General features: G+C 45.2%; 11 protein-coding genes. 4 read left to right on the top strand and 7 right to left on the bottom strand.

What is annotated here, in order from left to right; all coding sequences use genetic code 11:
* Nucleotides 1-124 precede the first annotated feature (124 nt).
* Nucleotides 125-304 (top strand): hypothetical protein, encoded by a 180-nt coding sequence (locus GLO7428_RS19030; RefSeq protein ID WP_015190204.1) that lies wholly within the window; start codon nt 125-127, stop codon nt 302-304.
* Nucleotides 305-323: 19 nt separating this feature from the next.
* Here GLO7428_RS19030 and GLO7428_RS19025 read toward each other — a convergent pair whose 3' ends face one another.
* Complete coding sequence (locus GLO7428_RS19025) at nt 324-983, bottom strand: HAD family hydrolase (protein ID WP_015190203.1); 660 nt, start codon at nt 981-983, stop codon at nt 324-326.
* 303 nt (nt 984-1,286) lie between these two features.
* On the opposite strand from GLO7428_RS19025, the gene GLO7428_RS19020 reads away from it, so the two are divergent.
* The gene (locus GLO7428_RS19020) at nt 1,287-1,604 is read left to right on the top strand and encodes a hypothetical protein (protein WP_015190202.1); all 318 of its coding nucleotides are present in this window, start codon (nt 1,287-1,289) and stop codon (nt 1,602-1,604) included.
* A gap of 15 nt (nt 1,605-1,619) precedes the next feature.
* On the opposite strand, the gene GLO7428_RS19015 is transcribed toward GLO7428_RS19020, so the two are convergent.
* On the bottom strand, nt 1,620-1,847 hold the full coding sequence (locus GLO7428_RS19015) for a DUF5818 domain-containing protein (protein WP_015190201.1): 228 nt from the start codon (nt 1,845-1,847) through the stop codon (nt 1,620-1,622).
* A complete protein-coding gene (locus GLO7428_RS19010) occupies nt 1,844-3,610 on the bottom strand; it encodes a S8 family peptidase (RefSeq protein WP_041919342.1) in 1,767 nt (588 codons plus the stop codon). Before GLO7428_RS19010 ends, GLO7428_RS19015 begins: the two co-directional genes overlap by 4 nt.
* A gap of 128 nt (nt 3,611-3,738) precedes the next feature.
* Between GLO7428_RS19010 and GLO7428_RS19005 the strand changes: the two genes are divergently transcribed.
* Entirely contained in the window at nt 3,739-4,167 is a 429-nt protein-coding gene (locus tag GLO7428_RS19005; RefSeq protein ID WP_015190199.1) for a hypothetical protein, read from the top strand.
* A gap of 189 nt (nt 4,168-4,356) precedes the next feature.
* Nucleotides 4,357-5,952 (top strand): hypothetical protein, encoded by a 1,596-nt coding sequence (locus GLO7428_RS19000; RefSeq protein ID WP_015190198.1) that lies wholly within the window; start codon nt 4,357-4,359, stop codon nt 5,950-5,952.
* Between the two features lie 205 nt (nt 5,953-6,157).
* Here the strand turns inward: GLO7428_RS19000 and GLO7428_RS18995 are convergent, their stop codons facing one another.
* The 4 genes from GLO7428_RS18995 to GLO7428_RS18980 form a co-directional block, all read right to left on the bottom strand.
* A complete protein-coding gene (locus GLO7428_RS18995; protein WP_015190197.1) occupies nt 6,158-8,446 on the bottom strand; it encodes an ATP-binding protein in 2,289 nt (762 codons plus the stop codon).
* A gap of 75 nt (nt 8,447-8,521) precedes the next feature.
* Nucleotides 8,522-10,867 (bottom strand): glycoside hydrolase family 31 protein, encoded by a 2,346-nt coding sequence (locus GLO7428_RS18990; RefSeq protein WP_015190196.1) that lies wholly within the window; start codon nt 10,865-10,867, stop codon nt 8,522-8,524.
* A gap of 249 nt (nt 10,868-11,116) precedes the next feature.
* On the bottom strand, nt 11,117-13,777 hold the full coding sequence (locus tag GLO7428_RS18985; RefSeq protein ID WP_015190195.1) for a family 10 glycosylhydrolase: 2,661 nt from the start codon (nt 13,775-13,777) through the stop codon (nt 11,117-11,119).
* The gene (locus tag GLO7428_RS18980; RefSeq protein ID WP_015190194.1) at nt 13,777-15,102 is read right to left on the bottom strand and encodes a TIGR03279 family radical SAM protein; all 1,326 of its coding nucleotides are present in this window, start codon (nt 15,100-15,102) and stop codon (nt 13,777-13,779) included. Before GLO7428_RS18980 ends, GLO7428_RS18985 begins: the two co-directional genes overlap by 1 nt.
* Nucleotides 15,103-15,118 lie beyond the last annotated feature (16 nt).

The following is a 15,118-nucleotide window of genomic DNA, read 5'->3' as shown; positions in this document are numbered from 1 at the left end:
TTTCGTTACCTGCAACAATCTTATTCAAGATCTCAGTGTGTTTTCGCTTGCAAAGAGAATATTTTTGTGTTAGCTACTGCGTAGAGAATTCGCACTTTGTTGGTGAGGCGAATTCTTACGCACGATGATCAAGGTTGAATCAGCGATCGCGACTGTAAATATGTCAATTGATTTAAGCAAAGAAACCTTTTATGTACTCAAAGCAATAGGCATCGATGCACTGCTAGTACTTCGGCAACTCAAAACTGAGCCGGCGACAATAAATACTTACGCCTCAGAGTATCTAATTAGCAATGACTTATGACCTATTACCCGTGATACTACTATTTACTCAAAAGCGACTCATCGTAGTGCGCAAGCAAATCCGCAGGGTCGTCATAAATTGCTTTAGCGCCTTTGAGTTGCGCATCTTCAAACCCCCCGCAACGTACTGCGATCGTGTCAACACCAGCTGCACTCGCGGCTTGAATATCGTAGGGTGTATCGCCTAGCATCAACACAGCATCAGGTTGTACCTGTAACTTACTTAAAGCAGCTTCGACAATATCCGGTTCTGGTTTAGAAGCCTCAGCATCACTCGATGTCGTTGCTTCATTGAGCAAGTCATCTACCTGCGCAGCTTTAAGTAAAACTTCTAACTCTTGACTTGTCGCAGAACTAGCAATAATCAACTTTAACCCTTGCTGCTTCATCCGCTGTACTAATTCTCGCGCACCTGGAGCAGCTTCTAGCTTGGGTCCATACTTCTCGATAATCAGTTCTTTGCGCCGTTCAGAGATCTTTTTCCCATCACCCTCTTCTTTATTCAACCCTGGTACCATTCTCGGTATGACTTGATCGCCACCCATTCCGATGAGCGGTCGGACTTGTTCAAATGATATGTGATATCCATATTCTGCAAACGCATCAACCCACGATTGCGCATGGGCATCATTACTCAGCACCAGTGTGCCATCAACATCTAAAATTACTGCTTGCACCACGTGAAACTCTCCTCTTAGCAGTAGATAAGCATTATTTTTTTAACTTACCTATTTCCTTCACGCAGTTGCATACCCTATTGTGGAGAATTGAGCAGTGCGCAATCTGCTACTTCAGACGTATACAATAAATAACTTAAGTAAGTAAGTGAAAATAAACGTAACTAAAAGCTTGGTCATTGGTAACTGGTAATTGGTAAGAATATTGAGCAACACATTACCCGTTACCTGCTCTCAACAAGTGTGATATTTAATTATGTACCACCTACTTAATTCACAATTTCTGACCAACGAGGATAAACCATAATGGAGCGAGCAGTTATTAAGTTTTCATCAGAAGATTGCGGAATTTGCCATAAAATGTCGTTTTACGATCAAAAAGTCAGTGAGGAATTAGGATTACAGTTTATTGATGTTAAGATGCAGGACACTGCGACGTATCGCAAGTATCGTAAGATTCTGTTAACGCAGTATCCCGACAAAGCAGAAATGGGATGGCCTACCTATCTTATCTGTGATTCCCCCGAAGGCGAATTTAAGATTTTAGGCGAAGTCAAAGGCGGTCATCCCAAGGGAGAATTTAGAAGTAAGTTGCAAGCCGTGTTAGATGCTACAACAGTTTAGCTAAAGTGCTAATTGCTAATCGCTAACAGGTTCAAACGATCGCACTTCAAGGACAGGTCCAATCATTGCAATTGTCATCACATCTTCGCGGATCTGTCCTGTGACTTTGACTTTTTTGCCTGGTTGCAGCAATTCTTTCGGGGCGTTATGAAGTTCATAAGTTGTGCCGTCGTCTGCTGTTAGCGCCCACGCCCCAGCACCCATATCACTGCGTTGAATTGTTCCTGTAACAGTCGTACTCATGTCGATCGCTCCACTTTGATGGCTAATAGCGCGAGGCTGTAACACATTAAAGCATTAATGAACAGAAATACACGGGCGATCGCACCGCTACCCATGCCCCAAACCGCAGGTGAGACAACGGCATTCACGCCTAAACACGCCGCAACACCTAACGCCGTACCAATCGCAAACCACTTCCATGTGGGTTTATTCAAGAGGAGGGCGACTAAGATAAACGGAATCAGGACGCTAGCGAATAAGGGATTTAAGATATTGTTACCCGCGATCGCATTCCCCATTTCGGGAATTGAACTGCCCATAATGCGGAAGGGAACTTGCGGAAAATCAAAGATGTAGAATCCGCGCAAGAAGAATAACCCTGAACTTCCAGCAACTAAACCACCCAATAATGACCAACTCCAAGTAAACGGGAAGTATACGCGTAAAAACCAGGCGAGGAGATAAGAACCCAAAACCATAGCTAGTTTCGGCAGTAACGCCACCGCGCCGCCATCAATCCAAAAGCGCGGATTGAGATAGCCACTGTCACGCAACCACCGGAAGAAATCGCGAAAACTGATTTGTCCGCGTACCGCAAGTTTAACCGCCGCTGCCGCATCAAGTTGTCCCGCACCATAATGATTTAAAGTATCATTTTTGACGCGCATCGCGGATTTTTTCAAGACACTTCGCACTTGATCTGGTTCTTTAACGCCAGTTGCTTTGATTAAAGCCGCAACACCAGCAACGTGAGGGGCTGCCATACTTGTTCCTTGAAAAGAAACAAACATCGCTTGTCCCTCAGAATTAATTGTTTCTTGCAGAATCCCTCCTGCACCCGTACCCACACCACCAGGCGCAGAAATATCAACACCTGCACCAAAGTTAGAATACGGCGCTTTTTCACCCGCTGAATCGAGCGCGGCTACACCAATCACGTGAGGATAACGCGCCGGATACGAAGCTGAATTTTTGTTGGCATTACCCGCAGCCGCGACAACAACGACACCTTTACGATGCGCATAAGCGATCGCATCTTTGAGTAAGTGGCTATCACCACCACCACCCAAACTCATATTAATGACATCCGCATTGTGGTCAGCCGCAAATTTAATCGCTTCGGCAATATCCGCAACAGTTCCACCGCCAAAAGCACTCAATACTTTTAATGGCATAATATTTGCTTCATAAGCAATCCCTGCAACGCCATAATTGTTATTCGTCGATTGGGCAATTGTCCCCGCGACGTGCGTTCCATGTCCGCTGTCATCTGTCGCCGTTTCGCGGTTGTTCACGAAGTCATACCCGCGCACAAATTTGGTTTGCTTTAAGTCGGGAACTGGAGAAACACCCGTGTCAATGACCGCAACCGTCACACCATGACCTTTCGTTTCATCCCACGCTGACTCGACTTTAATAGAGCGTAAATTCCACTGTTTGTTATAGTCTGGATCGTTGGGAACTTCTAAAGCGTTGTAAATGTAGTTCGGTTCAATATATTCAGTTGACTTGGCAGCAGAAGACTTGCGCAGTGCTTTGAGTGTTGCGCGATCTCCCTTGACAATGTACACATTATCTGGTTTAGAAAAGATACTATTTAATTGAGGGGCAAGGTTAAATTGTTGAGCGATCGCACTGAGTTGATTGTCAATTTGGGATATCGGAATATCTTCCCGAAAGTCCAGCACAATTTCCTCAAATTCACCCTGACTTGCTAAGCCTTTGAAATTGAACAAGCCAAAGCATAGTCCAATTAAAACCAAGCCTACTAGTAATTTTTTCATATCTTGCTTCGGCACTAGTTTTACGATCAACATAACGTATGTACCGGCGCTCTTGCCCTGATGTTGCAAGATAGTTACAGTGTGAGAGTCAATGCGCTCATTAAGTATAAATACGGAACACTTGAATTATGGAACGCGGAATTTTGTGGTTAGCACTGCTAGCTGTCTTTATTTGGTTAGCGTGGCAAGGTAAAAACGAATATCAAAAAGTCGAAAACTATCGCGTATGGGCTGAACAATTTGAGCGTGCCAAATACGATATCTATGCAGTGTTGGGTCAAAAAGGAACAAATTTAACCTGGGGAAAACCAACTCAAAAAGGGCTTATTGAACTCGAAACTTTTTCATTAAAAGACGTTCAATCAATTCAACTATTAGTTGATAATCAAGCTGTCGATGTCAATAACTTACCCCGTAAAGGTCGCGACGTTGTTTTAGAATTTCTACTACCATCTACACGAATACATATTCCCTTTACAGAAATTCCCCTAGCCGCTGAGTGGGGCAAATTTTTACAACAAGAATTACAACGCTTGCAATTGGAACCAAGCGACTAAAAAACTTGTCAATGTATTTAAGAAAGAGGTTAGAGGTCAGGCTTATTGTGCAAACCGAGCATTTGAAAAAAAGCACTTCTCTGCTACCTCACGATCATAACCTTAAATTAAAACCGTACTAGTCCACCTGCGTGGACTTTGTTCATTTAGCGGTGACTAAAGTCACCAGCGCTTTGAAAAGTTAATGCTATGAAGAAATTTATCACATTATTAAGTGTCGTCTGGCTATTAAATGCTTGTACGTCGCTCTCACAATCAGCTAATAATACTAACTCCTGTCCACAATCTACAGCAGCGGTTCAAGTAGAGCCAAACCCACAAACAGGCTACTTTGAATCTTCCAATTATCAGATTCGGAACATTGTTAAAGATAATAATACAATAAAGTTTCAAACAACAAAATATGATTTTGTATTTTGTCGCAGCAACAACAGTTGGACTGTACAAGCAGGGACTTTACCGAATGAATTTCAACCGCCATCAAACTACTCAGAAGCTGTAAAAGAAATCATTAATCCATCATTCAAATCTATTACAGTTGATGGCAGAATGTATCAATATCGCGTACGACTAGAACCAAATTACTCTTTGAGTGAAGGCGATCGCTTATCGCGCCCAGAGGTATCACCAGAAAACGACAAAGTTGTATTTGAATTAATAACTCCTGACAGTCAGCAACCGCAGCAAAAAATCCTATATACCCTCAAAGATTTACAAGCATCTGCTGTACAAAACGGATTTTCCAGTATTGGTACACAACTGGGTATTCCCCAAATAACGGCTGCGGTGACTGATGGACAACGTATTTGGTGGGCGATCGCATTTGAGCAAGGCGAAGGTAATAACGGTATCGCTACAATTGTCAGCTACCAACCGCAAACTAATCAATTTACGTTATTTCAGCCCCAGGAAATTGCCTCACAACAAATTACCGATCTCGTCGTGACAGGCGATGAAAATGCGCCTACATTATGGTTAGGAACCAAGCTCAGTGGAGAAGGGAATCCGAATATTCCAGCCTATGGGCTAGTTGCTTATCGCCCAAATTTAGCAAATCCTCGTTCAAGGAATCTCAACACCTACACTGTCCACAATAGCCCGCTTGTGGGAGCAATTCCAACGCAACTTGAAGTCGAAGGCGATACGCTGTGGGTAGGCACAGGAAACGGCATTTGTCAAGTGCAATGGCAAGCTGTTGAAAATCGCGATCGCTGGTCGTGTTGGCGATTTGCGTTGATGGCGAAGCTTCCTTCAGAAGTCCCAATTTATCGCGGATTGCTCGAAAAAACTCCGGCGGCGACGCTATCAAATACTCAAGGTGAAGACGTTGAAGTTTTGTGGTCGCATCCCCTCGATTATCAAACGCGTCAAAGTCGCTATGAAGTTCGCTATCAGCCAGGTTTTACGGTGACGCTAAATGAAGGGGCAAGACCTGCACAATTTCCAAGGTTGATTCGACCAGGAAAACCGGCGATTGATTGGGTTGGATCTGAATGGCATTGGCAAGGCGATCGCTTTGTCCGCGCCTGGGATGAAGTGGCGCAAAATGAATTTGGCGGTGGTTCTCGCGGAATTGCATCTAGTATGAATGTAGAACCAAACCGCCCTAGCAATTTCAACGCTATGCGCGGCGATCTAGAACTACTCGCAATTTCTGAAAACGCTACGACACTAAAGCATTACTCTGGTTGGGTAGAAAGCGACGTACTCAACCCTTATTTAACCGTAGTGCCGCAAGCAACAGGGCAAACACAACCGAATCCTTTAACTAAATTAGAGCAATAGAAACTCAAAACTGTTGCGTCAACCAACCTCTAACCCCGACTTCTGACCCCTGGCTTCCTGCATGAATCATAGATACCCTTCGACTGAAGTCGGGGCTACTCAAACAAAGTGTGCCTGCGCACACTATAAAGTAATAGATTTGAGGAGGTAAGGTATGTCTTACCCGTAGTTCACGGAGGTGGACAGGGTTTATTGAGTAGCGAATTTATTCGCAATTCTTTTCGTGCAGGAGATTGACTAATTTGGCAACAGAAGCAACGAGATGTACTGGTTCAATCGGTTTTGTGGCATGAAGTTGAAACCCTGCGGCTAAAGCGCGTTGACGATCTTCGTCTCTAGCGTAGGCAGTTAATGCGATCGCCGGTATGTTTTTCCCGCACTCTGGTGCTAATGCCCTAACTTTTTGAATCAGACTATAGCCGTCTTCTTGCGGCATTCCAATATCGCTCACAAGGATATCTGGCGGTGATTGTTTGATCGCATCGAGTGCCGCATCTACTGAAGCAACTTCTTGCACGCGTGCGCCATATTCTTCTAATACAGTTGTCACATAGTCGCGAATATCCGCTTCATCATCAACAACAAGAACGTGCAATCCTGTAAGTGGGTTTGCCGTATCTATCAGCGAGGATGATTTATTATCATTGTTGTCATTGACTAATTCTTGATTCTGGATACACAGTGGCAATTCAACGATAAACGTAGCGCCTTTTCCTTCGCCAGGGCTAGCGGCGTAAACATGACCGTGATGCAGTTCGACTAATTGCCGAACGATCGCAAGTCCCAAACCTAAGCCGCCATTACCTCGGCTACTTGTGTTATCAGCTTGGCGAAACCGATCAAACACAAATGGTAAGAAATCGGCACTGATACCTTTTCCTGTGTCGCTGACTGTGATTTGAACAACCGCACCAACTTGTTGCGATCGCACAGTAATACGCCCACCATGCGGCGTAAATTTAATCGCGTTCGATAGTAGATTCCAAATCACCTGTTGCAACCGCGCAAAATCTCCGGTGACAAAAATAGATGAGGAAGGGATCTCATAAACTAATTCAATTGATTTTGTATCGGCTGCAAGTTGTACTGTCTCGATGGCAGCCGTAATCACCGATAAAATATCAACCGTACAAATATTAAGATGAATTTTGCCGCGAATAATCCGCGACATATCAAGTAAATCTTCGAGTAATTGTAATTGTGCTTGACCGTTGCGTTCAATCGTTTCTAAGGCTCGCTCCATTGTAGTCGCATCAAACTGACGAGTCCGCAGTAATCTTGCCCAGCCAAGCATTGCATTCAGTGGCGATCGCAACTCGTGCGAGACGATTGCTAAAAATTCATCCTTACTGCGATTCGCACTTTCAGCTTCAGCGCGTGCGGCTTGTTCGCTAGCAAGAAGTTCTGCACGTTCTTGTTCCGCTTGCTTGCGCACACTAATATCCCGCACCACGACTTGTGCTGCTGGTTTCCCACCGTAAGTAAAAGGAAAAGCCGCGACTTCCACATCGACGACACTACCATCTAAGCGCACAAACTTTTCCTCAATGAACGGCGCAGATTTTCCCGCCTGAAGATCCTGCATTCGTTCTTGTGCAATGAGTTGACTTTCTGAGTGAATAATATTTAAAACTGGTTGACCAATTAATTGCTCTACGTTCTCAGCACCAAGTAGCTTTACTGCTGCACTGTTAGCAAAGACAAGCTTACCTTCACATTGGACAAACAGTGTATCCGGCATTAATTCCACCAGCTTACGATATTTCTCTTCACTTTCTCGTAAGACTTCTAAATTACGTTGGCGTTCGGCAAGAATTGCTTGACGTTCTGCACGAGTTTGCCGCTCTTGTTTGACTTTAGTGGCATAATTCCGAAAAAACTCGCTTAATCTTGGCTCATCGGCTATTAAATAACCAAGGTTATCCAAGACGCGTTTATCTGCTTCATACGAAACCTCAGGATTAGCTTCCATCCACACGTGACAAGTTTTCACATAGGCGACAAACGCAACTAAGTGTTGATAATTACTTGCTCCCAAAATTTGGCGTAACTGGGCGCGATAGTTTTCTGCGGCTTCGCCTTCTAAAAAGATAAATACGGCACAAACAAGTAAACTTTCTTCGAGTTCTGAATTTGCCGCAGGTAAAATATCTAACTGCGTATGTGCGGCAAGTCGCTTTAAGTGCGATTCAATTTCTTCTACCTTCGGTGGTGGCGTATCCAAAAGCTGCAAGACTTCCTCAGCTTTCATCCCCAACGGGCGTAAAGTACAGCTATGACACACCATACAGTAAGGAACAGTACAGAAGCGCGACAGGTAAGCACTCAGCTTTTCCTTAAAGACCGCAGATAAAGGATTATGGATATAAGCAATAAGGGTTTGCTGCCATAAATTTTCCAACACCTGAGGGTTATGCAGTGCTGGACTAAAGAATGGTGGAAAAAAACCAAACTTATCCTCGATCTCTGCCTTAATTTGCTCGCTCGTGCGCATTCTCGACCTGTTGTACAATTCTTAATTTTAAATAAATTTGTTAATTTGTATCAAAAGAACTTTTGATGCATATTTCTACTGAGGTGCTAAATTAAAAACCAACTGCTGTGCTGTACCAGCATCACTAAATCGTTGTTCGCCAACTCCCACAAGCTCAACAATAACTTCGCGCTTAGGGAATAACCCATTTCCCTCACGCTGATTAATGCTCACAACTACGCGATTTTCTTCAGTATTTACACTGATTTTTGTAGTTGCATAGCCATTATCTTGATAAGCAAACGTCTGCCCATCGTCTTCGTAAAGCGTAAATTCACCGTCACCCTGCCAAATACGTAACGTTAGCGGATCAAGCGATCGCTCATCGACATACTGCATCACAGGTTGCATCGGAATAATCGCACCCGCCTTTACATAAAGCGGCATTTTTTCGAGTGGGGCGTGCGCGAGGATGTGCGTTGATCCAGTATAAGATTCCCCACTCCACCAGTCGTACCATGTGCCTGCGGGTAAGTAAACCGCACGATGCTCAACGCCAGGACGATAAATCGGTGCAGCCATGAGTGAGGAACCGAGTAACACTTGATCGTGCAGCGCATATGTATGCGGATCGTTCGGAAAATCGTACAGTAGGGGACGTAATATCGGCGCGCCTGTCGTTGCTGCTTCCCAAAACAGTGTATAAATGTACGGTAATAATTGGTAACGCAGATTAAGATACTCGCGGCAAATCTTTTCCGTGCGATCGCCAAACGACCAAGGTTCGTGTTGTGCGGTGGTCAGCGCCGAGTGTCCGCGCATAAAAGGATACAGTATTCCAACTTGCATCCACCGCGCAAATAATTCTGCTGTCGCATTACTCGCAAATCCACCGACATCGCACCCGACAAACGCAACTCCCGACAACCCCATATTGCAAAGCATCGGTAGCGACATTTCGAGATGATCCCATAATGAATGATTATCACCCATCCACACCGACGACCACCGCTGAATTCCTGCATACCCCGATCGCGTCAACACAAACGATCGCTCAGTTGGTCGCAGTTTCTCTAAACCTTCCGCACAAGCGCGCGCCATCATTAATCCATATAAATTATGCGCCTCCGCGTGCGTCACGCGATCGTCTCCTTGCGGTGCATCCAACGGAAACCAAATCTTATCGCCTTCATCCCCAAACGGGCGATCGCTAATTGCGGGTTCGTTCATGTCATTCCAAATTCCTGCAACGCCAATATCAGTTAAACTTTCGTGTAATTCTCCCCACCACTGGCGCACATCAGCACGCATAAAATCAGGAAATACCGCTTTATCGGGCCATACATAGCCGTGAAATAGCTGTCCATCAGCTTTGCGCACAAAGTAATCGCCTGCGACTCCTTGGTCGAAGACGTGATAATCTGCTTCTGGTTCGTACTTCACGCCAGGGTCGATAATCGTCACAGTTTTAAAGCCAGCTTCTGCGAGTTCTTGAATTAACTTCTCTGGATGCGGAAACCGCTTGGGACTCCAGGTAAATACGCGATATCCCCGCATATAGTCGATATCCAGATGAATCACATCACATGGAATGCGGCGATCGCGAAATTCTTGGGCAAGTTCGCGGACGATTGTTTCCGATTCGTAACTCCAGCGACATTGATGATAACCCAAAGCCCATTTGGGTGGTAAAGCCATACGCCCTGTTAGCTGCGTGTAGGTATCGAGAATCTTTGCAGGTGTCGGACCATAAATAATGTAGTAATCTAACTCAGCCGCGTGCGTTTCCATGCGCCAGATGCCTGGCTGTTCAACACCAATATCAAAGCGACTCCAAAACGTTGTATTAAAAAAGATGCCATAGCCAACTTCCGGACGCAAAGCAATAAAAAACGGAATTGCTTGATACATTTCGTCCGTCAATGAGCCATAATCCAAAGCGTCTGTTGTCCAATTCGTTTTGACTTCACTGCGTTTATCCAACAAGCCTGTACGTTCGCCAAACCCATAAAAATGTTCGTCAGCCGCAATTTGCTTCCAAGCCGCCGTTGTTCCCAAGCGCCAACCGATTCCTGGTGCAGCATCAACCGCAAAAGAACGATTCGCCGTATCAAAGCAAGCGATTTGACCGTTTTCTCGTTGGACAACGACGCGCAATTGTTCCGTTTGAATTTCTACAGTAGTATCAGTTTCCTGCACCTCAAATGATGGAACTTGCCATGCCGCATCATCCTTTGTCACTGCCCACGATCGCCTTGGTGTAAACTTTCTTGTAGGCGCAACCCGCACGCGAATTAAGTTAGGTGCAAGGACATTAACCGTCAAACACGACTCGCCACAATCAAAGCGGACACAATGTTGTTCTTGAGAGATGTTTTGTACTGCGCTGAGTGTTTCCCAAGGCTGTTCATCGATCGGTAGTTGTCCAAAATATTGCGGCATAAAGCATAAGGCGTTTTTTTCATCGGCAGCCAGTGTATGCCACCGAGGCTCAGAGTGACAAGCGCATTTAGGTAGAGTCTCTCGTAATTCTTTTCAACCGAGTCATATTTGAGAGTTGTTGCAACATTGAAGCCTTCCGACTGAAGTCGGGGCTATCTAAAGATATTTAGTTTATTAAACAGCTTAAGTAGTAAAAGTTCCCCAATAGTGGGGGATTTAGGAAGCAAAGCAATCCTTAGGTCTTCACTTTCATTCCCGATTAGCAACAGGTGCAGCATCGCGTTTAAGGACAACTGTTTCACCGTAGCTAAGAAGTCTTTTGATCGTCGCCAGACGATTTTCCCAGACTTTAGCTTGATAAGGATTTTCCAGCGCATAAGGACGCATCCAACTTCTGAATTGTAACTGGAAATGAGTTAATGCGGCTCTAGCAACGCCTAAACGATGCAATGAAGGATCTGCGGCAAGTTGCTTTAAAGCATTTTCTAAATCGGTGACTTGAACGTTAAACAAAGAAAGCGATCGCCCGCGTAATCGCAGCTGGTTATTTGCTGCGAGAAAGTTCCATTCTTCCTGCAAGCTATTGTAACGGGCTGCGGCGGTGTGGAACGGTTGGCGATAAGGTACTGGGGCTTGAAGATTACCTTGCGTCCGCTGAAATAGCGTTTGTAACTCATCACTTAGATTTTCAACGGCAAATAGCGAGTATCCACTCACAGGAAGATCTCTAGCAAGTTGAATTTGATCGACTGCGGCTGGTACTGGTAAATCAAGTAAGCGAATGCCTGGTAAAACGAGCGTCGAACCTAACTTATTTGATGTAATCCACGGTTGTGCGAGACGCCCAAAGCGATACGTATCCAACGCATAAGTCATTGGCACAATCACATCAACATCGCCGCGACTTGCCCACACTTCCCAATGCTGTTGTAACTTTTGAATTCGTTCGTGTTCGGAAAGCGGAAATACCGCCGCCGATAAAATAATTTGAGGATGTTTGCGCCGCAAGTGTTGCGAGACTTCGGCAACAAAACTATCAACTTGCTGCGTGCGAAATTGCGTCCACTTTTGCCATAAATTTGGTTGACGCGGTGAAATTTGCAGTGGATCAGCGCCAGTCAGTTGCTGAAACTTTTGCCGCGCAACTTTACCATAACCATATGTACGCTCTGCCCCAGGATCTTGGAAGGGATAGCGAATGTAATCGAGTTGCAACCCATCGACTTGATAGCGGCTGACAATTTCTTCAAAAAGTCGTAATAAGTATTGTCGTACTTCCGGATTTGCGGGGTCTAAAAATGGCTTTCCTTGACCAGGAGGAAAAATACTCCCGCGATTATCGTAACTTGCCCAGTCAGGATTAGCCGCAATTAAGGGCCCTGGATAATCTACTGGCAGATTAACGATCGTATTATGGCGTTGATTTCCTGCCGCAAACACCCACACCCAAGCGTGTAACTCCATATCACGCGCTTTGGCTAACTTGACTGCACTCGCAAGCGGGTCCCATCCTTGAATTAATGGATTTTGTTGCGGTGCAACTGTACTTGGGTAAATCGGATACCCTGCATTGACTGTTTCAAAAAAGACGGTATTAATGCCTGCGGCGGCTAATTGGTCAAAAATCTTAGCAAGTCCTTGTTCCGAACCTGCACGGACAATACTGCCGCGATCTAGCCACATGGCGCGAATTTCGGGTTGGGCGAGTGGGCGATCGCTGGGATAATTTTGCCACAACATTTGCTGTGCTTTAAGCCATTGATTCCGCGCAGCAACATAGTCGCCTTGTTTCACCAGTTGTGGTAGGATTTTGGCGATCGCTTTCGCGTCGGCTAGTGCTTTTGCTGCGGCTTCAGATTCAACCCTAGGATTAGCTTTAGTACTGTTTCTCGCATTTGCGGCTAACTGCGCACTTTCAAACCTACCAATTAAATTTTGCAGTTCTTGTTGAAGTGCGATCGCTTCTACACTTGAGATGGGATTGTTCGAGTTGGGTGCTGTTGGTAATCCTCTAGGGGCAATGCGCTCGATGGCTTCATCTTCAGGATTGGGCGGTGGTGGCGCGATCGCTACGGGGGTTGGTGTAGGCTTTGGTGGTGAAGATACAGCAACCGCACTACCATTACAATTTTTTGGCGTTGTCGTTTGCGCATCTGATAAGGGAACATAGCGGCTGACGGCTGCCCGTATCCAAGCACTATCCATTGCGACTGGTGCAGCATTATCAGTTCCCCACTGCCAACCTAACACTGTCGAGCGTTCGGTTGTCACAACGGCTGGAGGTGTATCTTTTGATTGCCAAATCGCCGCCGGTTTACTTGTCAAATTTGCGGGAATGACAACTCCACCGCGAATTGTCCCTGCAAGTCCTGGTTGGCGTACCCAGCTTTGCGTATTAATTCTTAATGGTTGCACTTGCGAAGGTTGATTCATCTCAAAACCCCAGTACGCGCCTAGTAGCGATCGCAGTAGTTGCCGTACGCCTGGTTGACTTGTATTCCCCACAGGACCACTTGCAATCACCTTCCCGCCTCGGCTAATCCATTCTTCTAAGGCAATTGCTTGTGTTGGAGACAAAGTTGCAACATTAGGTAAAAACACCACAGGGGGATTACTGAAATCTGTTACGTTCCTCACATTTTCTAGGTCTATAACACAATATGCGACTTTTGCTGCTTGCAATCGCTCGGTTATCCCCTGCCATTGCGCCGTATTTTCCTGGCTTCTGACAACTCCTAACACGCTTTTCTCTTGGGCTATTGCGGGTTTTTGTCCTACCAGGGGAGATACGAACGACACAAGGTAAGATGTCAGCGGTAGTAGGCAAAATAATTTGATGCGGATGTTTTTTAGATAATTATTCGCCCGTGGTGATGACTGCGAGGCTGTGAAAGATAGCTTTATAGACATTACTGCGTACACATCTCGATGAGTTCTTCTACCCCCCGAATCGGTACTACGGGTGTTTTCAGTTTACTAGCTAATTCCGCAATCGTCATGTCATCTAAAAAACACGTATCCCCCTGTTTTAACATCATTGCAGGTAGTAATATTCTTTCGCCTAAATCTTTTCCCTGCAATCCTTCTAGTAAATCTTGTCCAGTAAGTAAACCAGTAACTGTGATGCTTTGCCCCCAATAATTGCTACATAAAGCAACCATATTTACCTGTAAATTTACGACTTGATTGAGTCGCTGTAAGATCGGTTGAAAAGCATGTTCAACCGCATTACCTACAACCCAAGTTACTTTTCTTGGCAAAGCAATTTTTGCCGGCAAATTTTGGGCGGCGATCGCAAACTGTTTCAAGAAAGCGCGGATCGAACCCACACCATTATCAATTTGAGGATAGTCTTCGTAGTGCGACTCCGGTGGAAGTTCTTCTTGGGCGATTAAAAACCACTCATCGGCTAACCACGCAAATGTCGAACCAAATGAAGCGCGAAACTTATCTTGCAGCGATCGCACTTGCGCAATGACTTCTTGCGCCTTGGCGCGATCTACAGGAATCAGTTCATCTTCTGCGGGGCGAAACCGCGTTAACCCCACAGGAACAACCGCAACAGAAGCAACAGCGGGTGTTTCTCCGCGATGAAAATGAGCTAAATCGAGTAGCGTTCGTTCGAGATGAATGCCATCATTAATTCCTGGACAGACGACAACTTGAGCGTGAATTTGTAGCCGTCGTTGTTGAAACCACTCGATGTGTTGTAAAATTTGTCCTGCTCGCGGATTTTTTAAGAGTCGAACTCGAACTTCTGGTTCAGTCGCATGAACAGAAACATAGAGAGGGGATAAACGTAACTGTTCAATACGTTCCCATTCTTTTGGCGGTAGATTCGTTAAGGTTAAATACGAGCCGTATAAAAAGCTTAAACGGTAATCATCGTCTTTGAGATACAGACTTTGCCGTTTACCAGGCGGCTGCTGATCGATAAAGCAAAACGGACAGCGGTTATTACACTGAATCAGATTATCAAACAACGCCGTTTCAAACTCTAGCCCCAAGTCTTCATCGTAGTCTTTTTCGATTTCAATTTGATGACTTTTGCCAGCAGCATCGAGAACTTCGAGTTCTAGTACTTCATCCGCACACAAAAATTGATAGTCGATTAAGTCACGCGGACGATTACCATTAATTGTGACAATCGCATCGCCAGGTTCAAAGCCAATTTCTGCGGCGATCGATTCAGGAAGAACTTTGGTAATTTTAGCAGGGCGAATAGCGTGACTCATAAACGAAGGACGCAGG

This window comes from Gloeocapsa sp. PCC 7428 (genome assembly GCF_000317555.1).
GTDB lineage: Bacteria > Cyanobacteriota > Cyanobacteriia > Cyanobacteriales > Chroococcidiopsidaceae > Chroogloeocystis.
This window is presented reverse-complemented; position numbering and strand designations above follow the sequence as displayed.

Excerpts from the sequence above, each read along its gene's own strand:
- GLO7428_RS19030 (WP_015190204.1), top strand. The coding sequence starts at position 125 with ATGATCAAGGTTGAATCAGCGATCGCGACTGTAAATATGTCAATTGAT.
- GLO7428_RS19020 (WP_015190202.1), top strand. The coding sequence starts at position 1,287 with ATGGAGCGAGCAGTTATTAAGTTTTCATCAGAAGATTGCGGAATTTGC.
- GLO7428_RS19015 (WP_015190201.1), bottom strand. The coding sequence starts at position 1,847 with ATGAGTACGACTGTTACAGGAACAATTCAACGCAGTGATATGGGTGCT.
- GLO7428_RS19010 (WP_041919342.1), bottom strand. The coding sequence starts at position 3,610 with ATGAAAAAATTACTAGTAGGCTTGGTTTTAATTGGACTATGCTTTGGC.
- GLO7428_RS19005 (WP_015190199.1), top strand. The coding sequence starts at position 3,739 with ATGGAACGCGGAATTTTGTGGTTAGCACTGCTAGCTGTCTTTATTTGG.
- GLO7428_RS19000 (WP_015190198.1), top strand. The coding sequence starts at position 4,357 with ATGAAGAAATTTATCACATTATTAAGTGTCGTCTGGCTATTAAATGCT.
- GLO7428_RS18995 (WP_015190197.1), bottom strand. The coding sequence starts at position 8,446 with ATGCGCACGAGCGAGCAAATTAAGGCAGAGATCGAGGATAAGTTTGGT.
- GLO7428_RS18990 (WP_015190196.1), bottom strand. The coding sequence starts at position 10,867 with ATGCCGCAATATTTTGGACAACTACCGATCGATGAACAGCCTTGGGAA.
- GLO7428_RS18985 (WP_015190195.1), bottom strand. The coding sequence starts at position 13,777 with ATGTCTATAAAGCTATCTTTCACAGCCTCGCAGTCATCACCACGGGCG.
- GLO7428_RS18980 (WP_015190194.1), bottom strand. The coding sequence starts at position 15,102 with ATGAGTCACGCTATTCGCCCTGCTAAAATTACCAAAGTTCTTCCTGAA.